This is a genomic window from Oceanobacillus sp. FSL W7-1293, from assembly GCF_037969815.1.
GTDB lineage: Bacteria > Bacillota > Bacilli > Bacillales > Amphibacillaceae > Oceanobacillus > Oceanobacillus oncorhynchi.
On sequence record NZ_CP150212.1, the window covers coordinates 4,086,874 to 4,107,340 of the forward strand.

Sequence of the window (20,467 nt, forward strand, 5' to 3'; positions counted from 1 at the left end):
CTTTTTTTATTTTTAAATTACTGAAAGGGTTTACACAAATAATCAGACATGCTATATTGTAATAAATATTACACTTTATATTAAAAATGTAATAAATTTTACTAAGGGGTTTTGATTATGTCTAAACAGTATAATGAGAAAGAAACGATACTCACTAAATTGAGAGAATTAAGTTCTACATTACTTGCTGACAGTATGAATTATGAGAATGTAATGGATTATCATATCAAGCCTGTAAATTATAAAGAACCGCTGGTTGGTCAAGTAAGAACCGTGTCCGTTTATCCAGGAGATAATTTATATTTACACTATGCGATTTATGAGTCTAATCCCGGCGATATACTGGTCGTGGATTGTAAGGGTTCTACTTATGCAGCATGCCTAGGTAATTTAATGGCTGCAGCAGCTGAAAAAATGGGAATAAAAGGAATAATTGTTGATGGACTAGTTAGAGATAAACAAGATTTATCGGATATGGATATACAAATATATTCTAAAGGATTTGTGCCGACTGGTCCGCGTAAAAATGGACCTGGAACCTTCGATGACACAATCAGCTGCGGGGGCATCCAAGTTCACTCAGGTGATTTTGTAATAGGTGATGAAGATGGCGTTGTCATTATTCCTCACGAAAAAATAGAAGAATCTATAATATCAGCTGAAAAAAAGCTGGCGTATGAAAACAAACGATTACAAAAGATTATGGAATTTAATTTAAACGAACAACATAATGATACTTCTGCGCTAGAGCCTGCTTGGTTAAGAGACGCAATAAAAAATAATAGTCAATAGAGATGGAGTGTTGGATTTGAATATAGGATTTATTGGATACGGTGAAGTCGGTCGTGAAATCACGAAAAGTATCAGTGAATATAACGTGGATACTATTTATGCTTTTGACCCTTTATTTCATGGATCAGAATCAAAGGATATTTCAGAAGTTACAACGTTAAGCTTTATTAATACGCCTAAAGAGTTAGTCAGAAAATCTATTGATATTTTATTTGTGGCAGTTCCAGCTAACAATGCAGTAGAAGTCTGGAATTCTATAATAGATTCTTTAGACACATCCACTTTATATGTTGATTTGACAACAGCGAGTGCCGAAGAAAAAAAGACGATAGCTGAAAAGCTGGATAAAAAAGGATTAAATTTAATTGATGCAGCTATTATGGGCGCTTTAAAGGTATACGGACATAAAGTACCTATGTTAGTTAGCGGAACTAATGGGAACGAATTTGTTAATTGGGGGCAAAAATTCGATATGAATTTAACCTGCATTAGCGAAAAAGTCGGAGATGCAACAAACTTTAAATTTATCCGCAGTATTTTTACCAAAGGCCTTTCCACATTATTGTATGAAGTAATGGAGACAGCTGAAAAACTGGAACTGGAAGACGAAATACTTGATTCAATTACTTCAACAATGGACAGAGATCCGTTTGAAGAAATTGTAGAGAGATATATAAAAAGCAATGTACCGCATTCTAAACGAAGAGAAAAAGAAATGGAGAATGTAATAGAATTTATGAAAAGGAATGGCGTAGAGCCTTATATGACAAATGGTACGAAATCTAAACTTGAATATATTACACGAGCAAAATTAGATGAAAAATTAAAGTCTGAAGAAAAATTGGATTGGAAGAAAGTTATCCATGCATTAAATAGTTAACCTTAATCGAAGGAGGTTTAAAATGGGGATATTAGCATTAGTGATATTTGTTGTAATACTTATATTATGGAGTGTTAAATTAAAGAGAAATTTAGGGGAAGCTGCTCTAATAGGTTTTTTGGCAATAGCATTATTAGGCGGCACTGAAGCCTTTAACTTATTTGTACAGGGAATTACTTTTGCTTCGACATTTTCAGTATTATATGCTGCCATTGCATTTGTATTCATGGCTTATGTAATAGACAAATTAGGAATTGTAGATAAATTACTTGGTATATTGAATTCACTTGTAGGAAGGCTGCCAGGTGCACCTGCTTTTATGGATGCTATTGGTTCCTCCGCTCTAGGAACCCTGTCTGGAGGAGATTCAGGGAATACCGCTGCAACTGGATCAATTACAGGACCATGGATGATTAAAAATAAATGGAACAAAGAAATAGCAGCGACAGTCATGGTTGGTAACGGGGGAATGGCTTCTGTTCTGCCTCCTACTACATCGATGTTTATTGTTTTAGGATTTGCCCCAGTGGCAGCAGCTGTTTCTGTTGGTGAATATTATATTGCACTCTTTATAGCAGGGGCTTATCAATTTATTCATAGAATCATTATGATAGGATTCTTTGTTAAAAAACAAAACATAAAGGCTTTCCCTTCTGAATCGCTTGAACCTTTAAGTGTTTCTTTAAAAAAAGGCTGGTCATCCATATTTATCTATTTAGGTGCAATCATTCCATTAATACTTACGATTGGTCCTTTATCAGACTACTTGATTAGTAACCCTTCTATAGGGGAAGAAGCAATCGATAGTATTGATATTGTTGTTTGGATACCAACCCTAATGATTGCTATTTCTTTTTTATTAGGAAGGAAAGCGTTACCAAATTCCAGCCAAGAGTTCATGGAATTTATCCAAAAAGCAATACCTCGATTTACAGTAATTGGTGCACTTATTTTCTTTGCTGTAGCAGCAAGCGAAGTTTTAACCGAACTCGGACTCTCTGATAATATCGCACAATTTATTGATGCTCTAAATTCTCCTGCATGGTTAACATTATTACTATTGGGCATAGGAATTACGATTATAGCAGGGCCTTTAACATCAACGGGTACTTTAACAGCTGTAGGTTTAGTTTCATATGAGATATTAATTGCAAGCGGATTCTCACCTTTAATTGCTGCTGTTGCGGTGATTACATTTGCTTCAACATCAGCACAAATGCCGCCAGCTTCGGGATCAATTTATATTGCATCTGGCATAGTAGGTGCGAAGCCTGAAAAAACATTTGGTATGTTAATTCTTTATTATGCCGTTCCTGTTGTAATAATAGGATGGTTAATAGGAATGGGAATTTTACCAATTTGGGGAGGGTAAAAATTGCAAAAATTTCTAGAAAAAGCTTTTACAGTAAGTCTAATACTATCCATTTTGACTGCATTAATTATGGTTTTAACACAATTGTTTGGATTAATAATTGGTAATGGAGAATTAATGATAAATGTCAGCGATTTATTACTAAGAACCGCAATTATATTAGCTGCAGTATTTTCAGGTATTGCATTTATATTGGGTTACTTTCCGAAATATAAAGGGAAATCGGATTGATAACATCAAAAGAGGATACAAATAGATAATTTGATACCTAAAAATGGGGCAGGTTATCCTTGAAATCGTATATTTTAACGAGGGAAGGAGAACCTGCCATGTTAAAAAAAACTCGATGATGAATCAGCTTATACTCTTACATTTTGTATTATTCTCTTTATCATTACCACATCATCGTTCTCTCCCGCACTCTCTCCAAAACTTCCCCCGGAATTTCCTTAACCTCAACATCCACCCCAAGAAAAAGCAGCCAATTCACCATCTCATTAACCTCCTCCTCTTTTCTCACATCAACAAACGTGTTTAAACGCGCCCGAGTCTGGTAAGGATTAGTATAAGAAATAGAAACAGTCAGCGGATGGTACTTTTTAAATTGAGCAATCGCCTTTGGCCCCAGTTCAAGCATGAGATTAATCTCTTCTTTCTGGCTGCGCTGCTTTTCCAAAATCTTTTTCCTGCTCATCCTATGCTTAACAGGATAGGTGCGAATATCAGTAAGCTGATCTACAGGAATAATCTGTGTCTTTTCCTCCTCCAAATGAAAGCCTTCCATCAACCAGTAGCTTTTCTCCCGATAAATATGCAGAAGATAAATCGGATAGGATTTACACTCCTCCCCTTCCTGTACAGTAATCCATAAATAACTGTCCATAAGAATATGCTGGATAAGCTGCTCCAACATCGGATGAGGCAAATCAGACAGGTCAAGCAGATCAGGATTATTCGGGTTCGTACCTTCAAATAAGAGGATTTGATTTAAAAGCATCAGATCATCCTGTTGATTTTCAGAGATAAGACCAAGTAATTTTTCAGCCAAGGAGTGGCGACTTTTTAAATAGGGAAGCTGCTGATTTCTGGTAGCCATAAAAGCAAGAAAAAGCGCTTTTATCTCATTATCGGTAAAACGAACAGTTGGCAAGACAGAATTATTCATAACGAAATAACCTCCGTCCCTTCCAACTTCAGCAACAAGCGGCATTCCCATCGCTTCAATCTCTTTGATATCTCGAATAGCAGTAGAACGAGAAATATTAAATTCCTGCATGATTTCTGAGATGGTAAAACGAGAACGATTATTGATATAGCGCATGATGATATTGACCCGCTCCACTTTTTTCATGATATCCTCCTAAACAGTATCATTTTTTGACATGATTTAAGGATAGTATAAACTTATCAAATGAAAAGACAACACATTTGATACAATTTCTAAAAAAGGATGGTTTTAAGTATGGCAAATTATACGTTAGAAGAAAAAGACAGCTTTGTTGTATTAGGCTTTGGAACAGATCTAAAGAGTGATTATACAGATTATATGGGCATCAATCAGGAAAAAGCGGATTTCTGGAATAAAGTAAATGAGGATGGAACGCTTGATAAGTTAAAAAGCGTTGCTGAAAATGAGTCTGTTTTTATTGTGAATGAAGCGGTAAATAACAAAATGATGCATTATGTCGGTGTGCTGACAAAAGAGACTTTACCTGATGCGACAAGGGTGATTCAATTTCCTCAAGGGGAATATGTTGTTGTCAAAGGAGAAGCGGAGACAGCTGAAGTCCTGCATGAGACACTTACTGGTATGGCTTTTGGCGAGGCTCTGCCGGCAGCACAGGATGTTGCGTATGTCGGCGGACCAAATACCTCTGTTGAGATGGGACAGCGGGGCGGTAAGGTATTTGGTGAAATGTGGATTCCTGTAGTGCGGAAGTAATAGTGTTCTGACAGATTAGATTCCAAACAACCTGCCTGTGTATACAGACGGGTTGTTTGATTAATTATTACTTACCTATACAAAAGCATTCTTCTTACATTTTATCTCTACAATCTTTTTTCTTTAATCTTATCAATGTTAGTTTATAATGAGATACATTAAAACATCCCATTACTTCAAATTTTCAACAAACTCTTTATAATTTCTGGCTTTTATCAATCTCTTAACCATCGTACTATTATCAATTATCTCTCCAAGCATTTCATACATACCCTGCAGGTCTTCCTGAGAATATTTTTTGACACATAAAAGGCAAATAAATTGTACTGGTTTATCTTTCCATTTAATCGGTTTTTCTAACGTACATATAGTTAAAAAAGTTTTCTCCGTTTTCGGAGTTATTGGATGTGGTATAGCTACTAAATTGCCGTATGAGGTAGGGGCAACCCCTTCTCTTTCATAAACTGCTTCTATAAATGTATCGTCTACGAGGTCCTTCTTAATCAATTCATTGTTAAGAAAGCTTAAAACTCCATCCATTGTTTGATACTCTTTTCGAAGAAACATTAAATCTTCATTAAAATAGGTATTTATAGATTGGCTTTTCTCCTCAACAAATTGTCCAATTTTAATTAAATCATTTTCCCCTAGAATAGCATTTACCTGAATTACCGGCACCGAAATTTCACCAGAAATCGGAATAGAACTAACAATAAAATCAATATCATTTAAATTATAATTACGTAATTTATAATACTCTGTCGTGCCAACAACATCCAGTTCTTTACCGAATTGATTTTTCAATTTATAATAAATTAATTGAGCTGTACCAAAGCCCGAAGCACAAACAATTAAACAACGCTTTGGTCCAGACATCAGCTTTCTTCTTTCTATCGCCGCCCCTATATGAAGTGCAATATAGCCGACTTCATTCTCATCTATTTCTGCTCCCATCTCTTCACTAATTGTCAGTCCAGCTGAAATAGCTGCTTCAAATGCCAGCGGATAATTCTTTTTTATCTCTTCCAACATCGGATTGCGGATATTCATACCGTACTTATATCGATTTACTGCTGGTTTTAGATGAAGGCTTAACCCAAAAATCAATTCTTTATCGTCTTTTATTCCCAAATTAAATTCTTGATCTATTTTATCCAGCGCTCTAGAAACATAACAGAGAATATTCTCATCAATCACTTCTTCTACCGCGTTATTTGCTTGAGAAAGCATTTTTGTCCCGAGCAAATGAAGTGTAATATAAGCTACCTCAGCTTGAGGAAATGTAATCTCTAACTTTTCCTCTATTTCCTTAACAATCTCCTGAGCTACTTTATATTCCTTCTGTTTCAAAATATCCTGTACGTCCATATTATATAGTTTTACATAATGTCCACTTTTAGTTCTTTTATAGGCAATAACAATATGCACTAGCAAATTATTCAATGCAATGTCTGAAAGAGTGATTTGATGAAAATTAATTTGATTCATAATTATTTGCAAAAATACATTTAACAACCTTTGATCAAAGCTTGTTAAATGTAAATCTCCCAATTGTTCACCCATTTCTTCCTTTCGGTCAAATATATATTCAGACATACAAAAACGAATCTTCATTTCATCCCCTTTCACCTTCAAACCATAATTCGGACGTACATCTAAGTCAATTTCATATGCAGACAGTATTACTCTCACATGCTTTAAATCATTTTGAATGGTAGACCTGCTAATATACATTTCTTCTGCTAGATCGTCTAACTTAATATAATCTTGATTAAGTAAGAGACGAATGATAATATATTTTATTCGTTCCTCAGGTGTCCGCGGAACATACTCGCCGACGGTTTGATCATGACTTGATATTTCTTTTAAAAAGTTACGAAAGTATTGTTCATCGATAACCTTCAGCTGATAACCCTTCCCTTTTAACGATTCAATCGTTCCACCATGCTCTTTTAACAAGCCAGAGAGGGCTTTCATATCTTCCCTTGTTGTTCTGACTGTGACATGATTTACGGCAGCAAGATATCTCCCTGCCACAGGAGCTTCTGCTGCCATTAATTCTCGTAATATCATTTTCATCCTATTTTCTAACATCTTTTTACTTCACCTTACTTTCGGGTGTGTAAATATATTTATTTCTTCTATATAAATTATTTTAACAATAAAGGTCCTGACTCAAAGATAGAACCAGAACCTTTACCTATATTGTTTTTAGAACACACAGCAAACTTTAAAGTTTTCACAATCTCAATTAGAATTGCCAAACAATTATCTGAGAAAAAGCGTTCTTGATTCCGTATTTAAATCTACAGAAAACACCTCAAAGTGGACACTTACAAACAATCTAAAGAAAGCGGACCACCGCGTCGTTTTTTAATAGAGTTCTCTTACTAAAAACCATTATTTTCGGAAACCTCTTTAATCCAATGTGCACTTTTCTTCGGTGTACGTTTTTTAGTTTCTAAATCAACGGAGAAGAAACCATAACGGTTTTTATAACCATTCATCCACGACCAGTTATCCATAAAGGTCCATAAATGATATCCCTTGGCATTACATCCCTCTTGAATGGATTGGTGCAGCCATTTTAAATGTTCCTGAATAAATTCAATACGATAATCATCCTGAATTTCCCCATTTTCCAAGAATCGTGCTTCATCTTGAACTCCCATTCCATTTTCAGAGACAAAGGATTCAATATTTCCATAGTTCTCCTTTAAGTTGATCATAATATCATAGATTCCTTTTTCGTAGATTTCCCATCCACGGTACGGGTTCATTTTTCGGCCCGGCATTTCATAGTTATCGAAGAACCAGTCTGGCATAAAAGGACTATATGGATTTGGTAAATGTTCTTTCGCTTTCACACGGCGTGGTTGGTAATAGTTAACACCTAGAATATCAACAGTGTTAGCTTTGACAAGTTCCTTATCACCATTTTCAGTGATGGGTAATTGACCATACTCCTTTAATATTTCAATTAATTCCTCAGGATATTCTCCCAACACAGCCGGATCTAAAAAACTACGGTTAAAAAATAAGTCTGCAATACGTGATGCTTTTATGTCAGCAGGATGTTGACTCCGCGGGTAAGATGGAGTTAGATTTAAAATGATACCTATTTTTCCATCTCTCATTCTTGAAGCATGGAAAGCCTCAACTGCTTGAGCATGAGCAATCATCGTATGATAAGCAACCTGTACTGCACGCCTTCCATCTACTATATTAGGATAATGGAAATCATAAAGATAACCGCCTTCTACTGGTACAATAGGTTCATTGAATGTAAACCATTTAGAAACACGATCACCGAACAACCGGAATGCCTCACGGGCATACGTTGTATATGCATCAACAACTGATCTGCTTTCCCACCCTCCTTCTTCTTGTAACTCATATGGCATATCAAAGTGGTATAAATTCACAAAAGGTTCAATACCATTAGCAATTAATTCATCAATGACATTATTATAAAATTTCACAGCTTCCTGGTTTACTTCCCCACGTCCACCTGGGATTAGACGAGACCAAGAAATAGACAGACGAAATGTATTATGCCCAATTTCCTTCATTAATTGGATATCTTCTTTATAACGGCAGTAAAAGTCTGAGGTGGTTTCTGGTCCTACCCCTTCATAAAAACGATTGGGTTCTGTTTCATACCAATAATCCCAGATGTTTTTTCCTTTTCCATCTTTATTTGCAGCACCTTCCGTCTGTGTTGCTGATGCTGCACTTCCCCACCAAAATCCTTCCGGGAACTTGTATTGTACAGTCATGATATACCTCCTAATTTTTATGATGATATAATTCAATGATCTCTGTTGCTAAATCACGAACAGTCATAGCGTTCATTAAATGATCTTGTGAATGGATTAAAATTATATTAATTTCAGTACTTTTTCCATTAGCTTCTCCTTGAAGCAGATTTGTTTGGAATTCATGCGCTTTATTTAGTTCTTCACCTGCTTCAATTAATTTACTTTCTGCCTCTTCAAAGTTTCCTTCTTTCGCTTCTTGAATGGCTTCCATTGCACTAGAGCGACCATTTCCTGCATATAAAATAATTTGAAATGCAATTCCTGTAATATTTTTCATGCACTTTCCCCTCTTTTCAATAGCTGACATCCTATATTTTATAAATAGGATTGATCCCGTTTTTACCGCTAGGACCGTTTTCTTGTTAGATTAATAATTTATATTCATTTTATATATAGCGACGTACAGATCCAGATTTCATCCTCTTTCACTATGATAAAGAAGATTGCTCAATTGACAATCCGCTGGATGTTCCGTAGCATTTATATTCTTATAGCGACAATCCCTTCGGCTCATAATTCGCAGTGTATCCTTTATCTCCCAAAAGGTTGCCTTAATTCATATTTTAATAAGTAGACAATCGCGCTTTATTTTTATTTGCTACTTTTCTTCTCATTTTCATAATAACTTTTATCAATAATCTTAAGGAAAGGCCACCAGATTATCATTACGACTATTAAGTTAAATGCTTGCAGTACTGCCCCCTGCCACGCATTTCCTGTCGCCAAGAATCCACTAAGAAGCGGCGGCGTAGTCCATGGCACAATAATTCCTGCTGGTTTTGGTACGATACCCGTTGACATCGCAAAGTACGTTATAATCGTTACCACAACTGGGGCAAGAATCCAAGGGATGAGAGATAATGGATTCATAACAATTGGCAACCCAAAAATGATTGGTTCATTTACATTGAATATACTTGCTGGTGCACCTAGTTTGCCAAGTTCTTTCATCTGCCTGCTTCGACCTATTATTAAGATTAAAATGATAACTGCTAACGTCATACCAGTTCCGCCCATACCAACTAAGAAGGTATCAATAAACTGTTTGGTTACAACGTTTGGTATTTCTTGACCAGCTTGGAATGCTTGTAGATTTTCATTATTTAAAGCGTACCAGATTGGGTCAAATACAGAGTTTATAATAATCTGACCGTGCAATCCAAAGAACCAAAATACTTGAATTAAAAGAACAGCAATAATTGTTGCTGGTAAACCGCTGCCTAGTGCAGTCAGTGGCTCTTGAATAAGCGTATAAATAAAATTCTGTATCGTATCGAACGGAGTAAAGCTGAATACAATTCTGAGAACTAAAAAGATGGATAATGTCAAAGCAACCGGAATCAATGCACTAAATGATTTAGAAACCTGATCTGGTACTCCAGCCGGCATTTTAATTGTCCAATTTTTTTGAGTGAAAAATCTATATAACTCAGCGGAAACGAATGCGGTAACAATTCCCAAAAACATGCCTTCCGCACCTAAGCTTACAGCCGGGATAGCACCAGCCACTCCTTCAAGAACTTGTGGTGTTAATATTAAGAATGATGCGATGGCAACTGTACCACCATAAATAGCTTCCAAACCGTATCGCTGCGTTAACTTATAACCAATACCTACGATAACAAATAATCCCATGAGGCTTAACGTTGATTCTGATGCTGGTGCTAATGCATTTTGGTAAGTTGCAAACGCTTCTTCTCCAATTAACCTATCTAAGAATGGAAGATTTGCCAAAACAACGAAAATGGAACCGAAAATAATAAATGGTAACGCAACCATGAACCCATCACGTAAAGCTGTTAAATATCTATTGTTGTTTAATTTATCCGCAATCGGCAACAGAATATTTTCCAAAAACTCCATAAACTTATTCATTTATTACCCCTCCTTTGACGGTTATTTTTCAATCAATTCTAATGCTTGATTTAAAACAGCTTCCCCATCTACACGTCCATATGTCATTGGATCAATAACATCTAATGGAATTCCAACTTCTTCTGCCACAGGAGTATACTTCTTCTTCATGAATCTCATTTGCGGGCCAATCAAAAGAACATCTGCCTTTTCCATTTCAGTTGGTGCTTTATCTTGTGCAACAGCCCAGACAGTTACTTCAATTCCTTTAGCTTCTGCTGCTTCCTCCATTTTTTTAACTAATAGACTTGTTGACATACCTGCTGAACATGCTAATAATATTTTTTTCATCTATAATTCCTCCTAAAGTGTTTTATTAAAATAATGTTTTGTGAAACTATCCTTATAGTAATTCTAAAACGCTTACAACTAAACACATTGTTTTTCCTCTTTGAAGGGGAAATACATTAAGATGCACAAAAAACATCTACACTCTCCAGTGTTGCACAAATCTTGCTACATCTGCCTACGCTCTGCCATATATAAAAATTCTTCAGCTTCTCAAACATTGATTCTACAACATCCAACGAACATAACCAACACTAAACCCTTTAATACACACTATCTTGGCATGTTTTTTGCTAGGTAAAAGCAAAGGAGGTGAACGAATGAGGTGTTTTATATTCGCAACACACGGCTATCTATCGGAAGCATTTGTATATTCCATAGAGATGATATTGGGTCAGCAAGAAAATATGCACTCTATTAAAATGAATCCAAATACAAGTACAGCATCCATTCAAGAACAATTACAACAAATAGTTGCTAAGCAAGAATCTGATACGGAATATGTAGTGCTCACAGATATTTTAGGCGGAAGCATTACTAATTTAATGGCCGAATGGATGACGAAGGAAAATATTCATGTTCTAACCGGAACCAATCTCCCAGTGGCTATTGAATTAATCAGTAACAACGAAGATATTAGTCTCAAACAACTTATTCACAAAAGCATCTATCAAGGAAAAGAAGGGATTGTCTACGTTAATGATGTTGTCGAAAGGCAGGAACAGGAAAGGATGGAATTCTGATGATTAAACTGGTAAGAATCGATGATCGGTTATTACATGGGCAGGTAGCTTTTGCCTGGTCAAAGCACTATGACATCAATATCATCTTGGTGGCGAACGATAATGCTGCTCAGGATAAAACGAAACAAATGGCTTTAAAAATGGCTAAGCCACCAAGTGCCAAGCTTTATATTAAATCAGTTGAAGACGCTATCAAAGATTTACCAAAATTGGACAACCCAAAAATGAAAGCGTTAGTCATCATTGATTCTACTAAAGACGCAAAAAGCCTTGTAGATGCCTCTAATAATATCAAAAGTATTAATATTGGAGGGATTCGAATGGCAGAAGGAAAGAAATTAATTTCCAGAGCGGTGGCAGTAGATGACGAGGACATTAAAAATTTAAAGACCATTGAAGAAAAAATCGAAGTAGAGGTTCGCCAAGTTCCCAACGATACAAAAAAATTATTTAAAAACCTTGTTTAAAAACGCTTTGGAAGGAGGAAGAAAATGCTGCTGGAAGCGATATTGATAGGACTTGTTGGAGCAGTTGGAATCCTGGATGGCAGAATTTTTGGACAGACCATGATTGAGCGTCCATTAGTACTTGGTCCAGTGGTAGGTCTGATTCTGGGGGACCTGCAAACAGGAATTATTGTAGGCGCAACACTGGAATTAGTTTGGATGGGGATAGTAGGCATTGGTTCAGCTACTCCCCCTGATGTCACTACTGGCGGAGTGTTAGGAACAGCATTTGCCATTATGACCGATAGCGGTCCAGAAGTTGCCCTGGCCCTAGCTGTACCAATTGCTATTTTAGCACAGTCTTTAGGAATTCTGGTTCGGACGGTAAATACTTTTTTCATTCACCGCGCTGACCGTTACGCCAAACAAGGAGAAACAGGAAAGATAACCCTTATGCATTGGCTGGGTATCTCTTTATTCTTCTTAAATGGATTTGTGCCGAATTTTTTAGGGATTATGTTGGGTTCAGAAACAGTTGAGGCTTTTGTTAATAACATCCCTGCTTTTATTACGAATGGATTAGAGGTAGCGGCTTCGATGTTTCCGGCGTTAGGTTTTGCTTTATTACTTCAAATGACGTTCAGTATGAAGCTTTCTCCCTATTTCTTTTTGGGATTTGTCATTGCTATTTACTTTGGCGTAGATATCACCGGGGTCGCTATTATCGGAGCAATCATTGCAGTAATACTTTATCAGTTAGATAAGTCTGATGAAGAGGAGGTTTCTTTGTAATGGAAGAACAAAACAAACCGGGCGAGATTACTAAAAAAGATTTAAGAAAAGTGTTCTGGCGTTCTTTCACGCTTCAGGGTTCCTTTACTTATGAACGGATGCAGGCTCTAGGCTACCTTTATTCATTAATTCCGCTATTAATTAAATTGTATCCTAATAGCAAAGAACGAGCTGAAGCATATCAACGGCATTTGGCATTTTTTAATACGACCCCAGCTGTATCCAGCTTCATTATGGGTATATCCGGAGCCATGGAGCAAAAGAACGCAAAAGAAAAAGAGAATTTTGATAAAACCACAATAAACAATATTAAAGTAGCATTAATGGGGCCGCTTGCTGGTATAGGTGATTCATTTTTTTGGGGAACATTTAGAGTCATCGCTGCCGGTATAGGCATTTCTCTGGCCAGCGATGGAAATATGTTAGGTCCTATTTTATTCCTGGTATTATATAATGTTCCGCATTTTTTAGCCAGATACTATGGAACTTTCGTAGGGTTTAATAAAGGAACAGATTTGTTAGACAAGATTCAGGAAAAAGGGCAATTTGAAAAAATATCTTTAAGTGCGTCGGTATTAGGTTTGATAGTGATAGGAGCAATGACAGGAACGTTGATTGATCTGTCCACTCCTCTCTCTTTCAGTATGCAAGGCAGTGAAGTGAACCTGCAAGATACACTGGATGAGATTATGCCAAAAATGATACCGCTTGGTCTAACCTTATTTATACTTTATCTATTAAAGAAAAGCGTCAAAGTGAACTATATTATGTTAGGAATTATTGTAATAGGAATTGTGAGTTCAGTTTTAGGTATTTTCTAAAGGAGGAATTGAAAATGACTGTTAATTTAATGCATCAATATATTTTGGAAGAAAAGGAAGTACTGCTCCATTTACTCGAAAACAGAAAAAAGATTGTAGGATCTGTGATTCCATCTGTAAATAAAGAAGTGAGAAATGTATATATTATCGGTTCAGGGACTTCTTATCATGCGGCGTTAGCTGCTAAGCCACTGATAGAAGAAGTAACTAATTGGGAGGTCCATCCAACTTATCCCACCCACTTTATGCAAGAAAAAGTATCGGACAGTAAAAACAGTCTTGTTTTAGGTATTTCACAGGGAGGCAGCAGTCTGTCTACGATAAACGGGATAAAACGCGCACAGAAAATGAATATCCCGACAATTGGAGTTTCAGAATATAAAGATAGTAATCTGGCCGATACATCTGATTATTATTTACCTATTGAGGTAGGAGATCAGGAAAAGGCTGGAGCAAAAACGAAAGGATATGTAGCATCCATCCTTACCTTAATGTTATTCTCATTAGAATTTAGCGAGTATAATCAGTTACTAAGTGACGAGAAGTACAATAACTACCTGGCAAGAATGAAGAAAACTTTCGAAAAGCTGGATGACATTGTTGATGCTTCGGAAGAATGGGTTTATCACATCAAAGATGATTTGACAAACGCCAGCGAAATCATGGTTATAGGGTACGGATCCCATTATGCCACCGTATTAGAGGGGGCATTAAAACTTCTAGAAACGGTAAGGGTTCCAGTCATCGGGTATGAGATGGAAGAGTATATGCATGGTGTGTATAATTGCGTCAGTGAAGATAGTAACTTTATTTTTCTAGCATCCCAACACGAGAATCGGGAAAGATTACTAGTATTGGAAGAATTTCTGAGTAAAGTTACAAACCATTGTTATTTGATAGGAAGTGAAAAAACAAATGCTTCTCAGAAAGATTTGATTATTTCCAGAGATGAAGATTCAATATTTAGTGTCTTTGAATATATTATTCCTCTACAGCTTCTATCTGCTGTATTAGCAAATGAAAAAGGAATTGATCCTGCAGTTTCTAAATTCCAAAATTTCCATCAGCTGATGAAGAGCAAATCATAATAGGGCATTGCAGCGTATCTTCCGCCACGGATACGCTGCAATAACTATTTATTTTAAAAGGATGAGATAGATGGATATAGATCAACTAATTCAATTTCTAAGTCAACAATCCATAAATAGGAAAACGCAGCAGCTGGGAAAAGGGGCTACGGCAACTTTGTTAAGCGATACATTTCAAATGAACCGAAGTGTAGCAAGTCGCCTGTTAAATGACTTATTTCACCGGCAAGAATTAATAAAAGTGAATTCGCGTCCCGTTCTATTCTATGAGAGAAAAACATTGGAAAACTTCTATCATAAAAGAGTGGATACATTTGTCTTTAAAAGTATTTCTGATTTAAAGAGCTATTTTTCTATCAATGAAAATATTTCAGATCCTTTCCAAGAGTTTATTGGTGAATCCATGGATACAAAAAATATGATTGAACAATGCAAGACAGCAATCAGTTACCCTCCGAGCGGGCTGCCAATTCTGCTTACAGGAAGTTCAGGTGTGGGAAAGAGTTACTTAGCAAAATTGGTTTATGATTATGCTTCCAATGAAGAGATTATTTCAAACAATGGGAAATTCATTACTTTAAATTGTGCTGAATATGCAGATAATCCTGATTTAATTACTGCGAAACTATTTGGTCATGTAAAGGGAGCTTTTACCGGAGCAGATAATCACAAAATGGGTATTGTAGAAGCCGCGAATAACGGGGTATTATTTTTAGATGAAGCACATCGATTATCTTTTGAGAGTCAGGAAAAGTTATTTCTGCTAATGGATAAAGGAGTCTATAATCCCTTAGGTAGCAATGATATAGAGAAGAAGACAAATGTCAGGGTTATTCTTGCTACCACAGAGAACCCTGGCGAAGCTTTTTTACCTACTTTTACAAGAAGAATACCAGTAATTATCGATTTACCATCTCTTAATCAAATGTCTCTAAAAAAAAGACAGACATTGATTAAAAAATTTTATAAAGATGAAAGCAAACGAATAAACAAAACCTTGGATATTTCTAAAAATGTAATCTACACACTCTTTAAATATGACCCTCCTGGCAATATAGGTGAACTTAAAAACGTTATTGTTTTTTCCTGCGCCAGTGCTTTACAGGAAAATTCCATGGCTGATGACAATATTTCCATTAACATCAGACATTTGCCTGAGCATTTAATAAAACTATATGCAGACAATAAGTATTATTTAAACTATCAATTCAAACATATCTTTTTGGATGAAATGGTGATTGATTACGAAGATGAACCTACATTAGCTGACAAACATATTACAAAAACAGAAAGCATAATCCATCATTTATTTAAAGATATACAGACAAAAGTAAAAAATCATCAAGATATACCTTTTTCGGCTCTAGTAGAAGATGTAAAAAAATATTTAGACGAACTGCAGTCTTTTTCTCTTTTAGAAAGCTCTGAACAGAAAGTTAATACCATCGAAAAATTATTGTTCAATGTTCTAAAAGTTTATGATTATACCTTCTATTCACAGCAGACTATTTCAAAAATAACGAAGTATATTATTTACCGAAATGAATCATTTTCAGCGTTAACAGATGAAGAAGGTGTTTTTAGAAAGCTTTTAGAAGGCTTAAAACATGTTTATCCAAGAGAATTCAATCAGGCAAATCTGATTAAAGAGGAAATGGAAAATGTATTAGGATTAACAATTAATTTACTAGATTTGAATATCATTATTTTGTTTTTAAGAAGTTTCGAGAAGCTGACAGATAGTAAAGGAATCAAATCAATCATTGTCTGCCACGGGGAGAATACCGCTTCAAGCATTGCAAATGTAGCCAATAGATTATTGGGAAAGTATCTCTTTCAAGGGTTTGACATGCCTATAGAAGTCTCTGTTTCAGATGTTATCGAGAAAATGAAATTATTCCTTAAAACCATCGATAACCATAATGATATTATTATTTTTGTAGACATGGGTTCCCTTACACAATTATCTGATCGATTAGAAAATAGCTTTAAAGGAACGATTGGTTTAGTCAATAATGTGACGACTTCCATGGTCATAGAAGCAGGAGAAAGTATCCTTCAAAACAAACCAATCAAGCAAATATTAGCGAAAATGAAGAAACAGATACCAAAGTATCAAATCATTGAACCTCCTGCAAACAAAAAAGAAAATGTTATTATTACTACCTGTGATACTGGTATAGGAACGGCTATGAAATTTAAAGAGTTATTGGACAGGATATTTAAAAACATAAAAAATATTGATGTTATCGCATTTGATTATTCCACCTTGGAACATAACGAGTCAGAAAGCGCTTTATTTGACTCGTACAACATTTTGGGTATTGTGGGAACATTGGATCCTGAAATAGAAGGAATACCCTTTGTAGCTATTGAAGACATAATCAACGGAGAAAATCAATTTAAATGGTATGAGATTCTTGGAACCGTATTGACAGAAAGCGAGATAACCGTACTTAACGATAAGCTTCTCAAGCAGTTTTCAATGCAAAGTGTACTTGATCATATCACTATTCTAAATCCTGAAAAAATCATTAATCATGTTGAAAGAGCATTAACCTTGTTACAGGAAATATTTCAGGTTAAATTATCTAATTCTTCCAAAATCAGTTTATACATTCATATCAGCTGTTTGATAGAAAGACTCGTTAAACAGCAGCCAATAGAGGTTTATACAGAATTAGATAATTTTGAGCATAAGCATCGAGAATTTATAAGCGGTATTAAAAAGGCGTTCATTCAATTGGAAAATGTTTATAACATCACTCTGCCGACGAGTGAAATCGGTTATATCCACGATATTATAAAGCACAATCATCTGGATTTTGCGTATTAGAAGTACAATAAAGCAATGAATAACAAGATAATGCTTTACATTATCTGATGAAACAAATAAAGCGCTTTGAATTTCCCTTTGAATAACATCAAATATCCCGCCTATACACAATCGAGGTATTTGATGTTATTCTATTTTCTGAAGGTTTCATTTAGAGGGTTAAAGATAGATAATAGTGTATATAACAGTAGCCCTGCAAAAGAACATCAAATTTGTGTAAAACAATTTATCAAAAACTCGATTTACCATTGAGAATGTGTTCTTTATTTTTTTAATCAATCACAAAATGGCATCTCTAATTTTTAGTAACTTATCTCAATAAAAGGTTAAAAGAGGTATTATTAAAAGTTGCCCATCATAGGTTCATTTCACACACACCTCCTCACTTTCATAATAGAATCTCTTCGCAAATGAATAATAAAATCTCGATTAGAAATATAATACACCATTGTACCTTCTTTAGCATGAAAGAATTCCTTATTAGCATTCTTCTCGGAAACTGATCGAATTGGTGCTACTTCATCAACAATTTTTTTCTCCTTCTACGCGATAATTCAGTATGAAAACTAATATAAACTGATTAGGAAACAATTCTCTCGCTTCTTGCCACTTCATATTTTATATTCTCCTTCCTTACATAATATAAAGAAATACAGTATTTAGCGTATACACCTTGACATAATAAAAATGATACCTCCTTTGCTTATACAACTTGTATTCCTATATTTATCAATCATTATATTCGAACACCCACTCATACAAAATAGATACTATCAAACAAATCTGATAATATAGCTGCTATAGATACCATCACTTAAATCATCTTTCCACAGGACTATCTGCTGAATCTCATTAAAAAACAGCTTACTATTTTCCTGCCAGCTCATTTTTTAAATACCGAATTGAAAATAGCGCAACTCTATAACGATGCTACTTTATACGGAGCAGTATTCCCATTCTTTAAGGAGGATTGATAACATGCTAGAAAAAGTGGAAAAGTCTTTAATCGTTTCCTGTCAGGCATTACCTGATGAACCGCTGCACAGTTCTTTTATTATGTCTAAAATGGCGTTAGCAGCAAAAGAAGGCGGGGCTGCCGGCATCCGCGCCAACACAAAGGAAGATATTTTGGAAATAAAAAAAGAAGTGGGCCTGCCAATTGTAGGTATTGTTAAGAGAGATTATCCAGGCAGCCCTGTCTTTATTACGGCCACATATAAAGAAATAGATGAACTTTTAGAAAGCGGCTGTGAAATGATCGCTCTCGATGCAACTGCCAGGAAACGGCCAAATAAGATAGAACTTAGCGAATTAGTAGATTATATTCGCAGTCAGAATAATAATGTTGAAATCATGGCGGATATCGCTACATTAGAGGACGCAAAAATCGCTGAGCGTTTAGGATTTGATTGTATTTCCACCACCCTTCACGGGTATACAGAAGAAACAGCCGGAGAAAAACTCTATCATCATGATTTTCAATTTTTAAAGGACGTATTGGAGGCAGTTCAAATTCCTGTTATTGCGGAAGGAAATGTCATCACTCCAGAGATGTTTAAGCGTTGTCTGGATTTGGGCGCTTATGCGAGTGTTGTCGGCGGAGCAATCACAAGACCGAAAGAGATTACGAAGCGATTTTTGGAAGATTAATTATTTCTGCTTAATGAAAACAGCTGTGGAGCCCCTCCACAGCTGTTTTCATTCTCTTCTATTATTAAATTATTCTTCAAGAGATGTATCAGCGGATAGCTTACTCACATCCAACCCCGTCTCTATCCCGATCTAGATGAGGCCCATATCCAGGATCACCTTCACGTACTGGTGCTGCACCAGCTTCTCTTGCTTCCGTACAGTTCTGGTACTGCACATTGGAACTGGACGATGGTTCACTCGAACCCGAACTAGAATCAGATTCTGAGCTGGAGCTGGAGCTAGAGCTAGAGCCAGATCCGGATTCAGAGCTTGAAGAACTGTCGCTGGAGCTTGCAGTAGCCGAACTGGATTCTGCACTTGCCAGCTGTGACTCCAGGTTGCTAATATCGCCCTTTAAGGATTCATTTTCTTCAGATAATGCATCAACTTCATCATTTAGAGAATCAATTTGCTCGTTTTCCTCTTCCAAGGATGCTACCAGCTCTTCATACTCCTCTATGTCGCCAGATGCTTCCTCTGCCTCTGCAGTTAAATCAGCTATTGCATCCTCATGCTTGCTTTCCAGCTCTGCAATCTCAGATGTATGCTGCTCTTCCAGCTCCGTAAGTGCTTGTTCATGATCAGCATGGATGCTTTCTAATTCACTGTTGAGTTCTGTATTTTCTTCTGTTAACTCTGTTACCTTCACTGCATTTTCATCTGATTGTTCTAAGCCCATTCCAAAAGCACTCAAAACAAATCCACTTATTACAGTATTGTAGAACACTCGTTTATTTAACACTTTTTCCCGCTTGAAAATTTTCTTCTGAACAAGATGGACAATGATGTAAATAAATGCAAAAAATAATACTAAACCTCCTAGAGACTGTAACGCATAAACCACTATTCTTTTCTCCCCTTTTAATAAATTACTGCAGCTCAAAATAACTGAAGTTGCAGCTTTGTCTATTTTTTGCATCTATATCCTATTTACCTGCTTGAATGATTGCTTGTCTTATTATGTAATAATGTATAAAGTTCGTTATTTATGTTTTTGTTTATACCGTTTATAAAGTATTCGACGTCTGCAACAGGATATA

At 35.8% G+C, this 20,467-nt stretch carries 19 protein-coding genes; 12 read left to right on the top strand and 7 right to left on the bottom strand.

The genetic code is table 11. The annotated features are described in order from the left end of the window. The first annotated feature begins 117 nt into the window (after nt 1-117). From MKY65_RS19880 to MKY65_RS19895, 4 genes are read left to right on the top strand one after another with little or no spacing between them, the layout of a single operon-like run. The gene (locus tag MKY65_RS19880) at nt 118-792 is read left to right on the top strand and encodes an RraA family protein (RefSeq protein WP_193064641.1); all 675 of its coding nucleotides are present in this window, start codon (nt 118-120) and stop codon (nt 790-792) included. 16 nt (nt 793-808) lie between these two features. Further along, complete coding sequence (locus tag MKY65_RS19885; RefSeq protein ID WP_193064640.1) at nt 809-1,672, top strand: DUF1932 domain-containing protein; 864 nt, start codon at nt 809-811, stop codon at nt 1,670-1,672. Between the two features lie 22 nt (nt 1,673-1,694). After that, nucleotides 1,695-3,044 (top strand): TRAP transporter large permease subunit, encoded by a 1,350-nt coding sequence (locus tag MKY65_RS19890; protein WP_339179942.1) that lies wholly within the window; start codon nt 1,695-1,697, stop codon nt 3,042-3,044. A gap of 3 nt (nt 3,045-3,047) precedes the next feature. Beyond that, nucleotides 3,048-3,275: a hypothetical protein gene (locus tag MKY65_RS19895; RefSeq protein WP_212928942.1), complete on the top strand. Its 228-nt coding sequence runs from the start codon at nt 3,048-3,050 to the stop codon at nt 3,273-3,275. A 163-nt stretch (nt 3,276-3,438) separates the two neighbouring features. On the opposite strand, the gene MKY65_RS19900 is transcribed toward MKY65_RS19895, so the two are convergent. Next, the gene (locus tag MKY65_RS19900; RefSeq protein ID WP_339179946.1) at nt 3,439-4,395 is read right to left on the bottom strand and encodes an HTH domain-containing protein; all 957 of its coding nucleotides are present in this window, start codon (nt 4,393-4,395) and stop codon (nt 3,439-3,441) included. Nucleotides 4,396-4,506: 111 nt separating this feature from the next. On the opposite strand from MKY65_RS19900, the gene MKY65_RS19905 reads away from it, so the two are divergent. Then, nucleotides 4,507-4,986, top strand: a complete 480-nt coding sequence (locus MKY65_RS19905; protein ID WP_339179948.1) for a GyrI-like domain-containing protein — start codon at nt 4,507-4,509, stop codon at nt 4,984-4,986. Nucleotides 4,987-5,157: 171 nt separating this feature from the next. On the opposite strand, the gene MKY65_RS19910 is transcribed toward MKY65_RS19905, so the two are convergent. From MKY65_RS19910 to MKY65_RS19930, 5 genes are all read right to left on the bottom strand, one after another. Further along, nucleotides 5,158-7,080: a BglG family transcription antiterminator gene (locus tag MKY65_RS19910; RefSeq protein ID WP_339179950.1), complete on the bottom strand. Its 1,923-nt coding sequence runs from the start codon at nt 7,078-7,080 to the stop codon at nt 5,158-5,160. Between the two features lie 296 nt (nt 7,081-7,376). Beyond that, complete coding sequence (locus MKY65_RS19915) at nt 7,377-8,765, bottom strand: glycoside hydrolase family 1 protein (RefSeq protein ID WP_339179952.1); 1,389 nt, start codon at nt 8,763-8,765, stop codon at nt 7,377-7,379. A gap of 10 nt (nt 8,766-8,775) precedes the next feature. Then, entirely contained in the window at nt 8,776-9,084 is a 309-nt protein-coding gene (locus tag MKY65_RS19920; protein ID WP_339179953.1) for a PTS lactose/cellobiose transporter subunit IIA, read from the bottom strand. Nucleotides 9,085-9,398: 314 nt separating this feature from the next. Next, nucleotides 9,399-10,682 (bottom strand): PTS cellobiose transporter subunit IIC, encoded by a 1,284-nt coding sequence (celB, locus tag MKY65_RS19925; protein ID WP_193064632.1) that lies wholly within the window; start codon nt 10,680-10,682, stop codon nt 9,399-9,401. Between the two features lie 21 nt (nt 10,683-10,703). After that, nucleotides 10,704-11,012, bottom strand: coding sequence for a PTS sugar transporter subunit IIB (locus MKY65_RS19930; RefSeq protein ID WP_339179955.1), 309 nt, complete (start codon nt 11,010-11,012; stop codon nt 10,704-10,706). A 317-nt stretch (nt 11,013-11,329) separates the two neighbouring features. Here MKY65_RS19930 and MKY65_RS19935 point away from each other — a divergent pair, with 317 nt between their 5' ends. From MKY65_RS19935 to MKY65_RS19965, 7 genes are all read left to right on the top strand, one after another. Next, the gene (locus tag MKY65_RS19935) at nt 11,330-11,752 is read left to right on the top strand and encodes a PTS sugar transporter subunit IIA (protein WP_339179957.1); all 423 of its coding nucleotides are present in this window, start codon (nt 11,330-11,332) and stop codon (nt 11,750-11,752) included. Then, complete coding sequence (locus MKY65_RS19940) at nt 11,752-12,219, top strand: PTS sugar transporter subunit IIB (protein ID WP_339179959.1); 468 nt, start codon at nt 11,752-11,754, stop codon at nt 12,217-12,219. Before MKY65_RS19935 ends, MKY65_RS19940 begins: the two co-directional genes overlap by 1 nt. 24 nt (nt 12,220-12,243) lie before the next feature. After that, complete coding sequence (locus MKY65_RS19945) at nt 12,244-12,990, top strand: PTS sugar transporter subunit IIC (RefSeq protein WP_212928949.1); 747 nt, start codon at nt 12,244-12,246, stop codon at nt 12,988-12,990. Then, complete coding sequence (locus MKY65_RS19950) at nt 12,990-13,811, top strand: PTS system mannose/fructose/sorbose family transporter subunit IID (protein WP_339179963.1); 822 nt, start codon at nt 12,990-12,992, stop codon at nt 13,809-13,811. Before MKY65_RS19945 ends, MKY65_RS19950 begins: the two co-directional genes overlap by 1 nt. A gap of 14 nt (nt 13,812-13,825) precedes the next feature. Then, complete coding sequence (locus MKY65_RS19955; RefSeq protein ID WP_339179966.1) at nt 13,826-14,899, top strand: SIS domain-containing protein; 1,074 nt, start codon at nt 13,826-13,828, stop codon at nt 14,897-14,899. 70 nt (nt 14,900-14,969) lie between these two features. After that, nucleotides 14,970-17,735 carry a sigma 54-interacting transcriptional regulator gene (locus MKY65_RS19960; protein WP_339179968.1) on the top strand — a complete coding sequence of 922 codons (2,766 nt, stop codon included), beginning with the start codon at nt 14,970-14,972 and terminating at the stop codon, nt 17,733-17,735. Nucleotides 17,736-18,713: 978 nt separating this feature from the next. After that, nucleotides 18,714-19,385, top strand: coding sequence for an N-acetylmannosamine-6-phosphate 2-epimerase (locus MKY65_RS19965; protein WP_339179970.1), 672 nt, complete (start codon nt 18,714-18,716; stop codon nt 19,383-19,385). Between the two features lie 100 nt (nt 19,386-19,485). Here the strand turns inward: MKY65_RS19965 and MKY65_RS19970 are convergent, their stop codons facing one another. After that, nucleotides 19,486-20,271: an excalibur calcium-binding domain-containing protein gene (locus MKY65_RS19970; RefSeq protein WP_339179972.1), complete on the bottom strand. Its 786-nt coding sequence runs from the start codon at nt 20,269-20,271 to the stop codon at nt 19,486-19,488. Between the last annotated feature and the right edge of the window lie 196 nt (nt 20,272-20,467).